Source organism: Paraburkholderia sp. BR14320 (assembly GCF_040948665.1).
GTDB classification, from domain to species: Bacteria; Pseudomonadota; Gammaproteobacteria; order Burkholderiales; family Burkholderiaceae; genus Paraburkholderia; species Paraburkholderia youngii.
Window position 1 is genome coordinate 1 of record NZ_JBFPKG010000377.1, and the last position, 253, is coordinate 253.

Consider the following 253-nt stretch of genomic DNA (forward strand, 5'->3'; position numbering starts at 1 on the left):
GCTGAGCAACCCGAAGCTCGGCACCGCGATATCCAGCCCGCGCAGCGCCCAGAATTCCTGCATATGGCCGGTGATCTGCCGCATGCCCCAGTTGAACAGGCGGTAGAACGTGAAAATCAGTTCGAGGGGCTTTGTTCAGCAGGGTCCTTGCGCGACGACCGTGGGTCCGGTAGAAAGAGCCCAGTGATCTATCCGACAGGCGAGCTTTCATGCCTTACAAGGCAAGACTGAAAACGGGTGGGCCGCGCAAGCG

Annotated in this window: 1 pseudogene; it reads left to right on the forward strand. The window is 60.1% G+C overall.

Annotated elements, in window-relative coordinates:
- Positions 1-231, forward strand: a pseudogene (locus AB3X89_RS40725) (hypothetical protein); the annotation flags it as partial.
- Positions 232-253 lie beyond the last annotated feature (22 nt).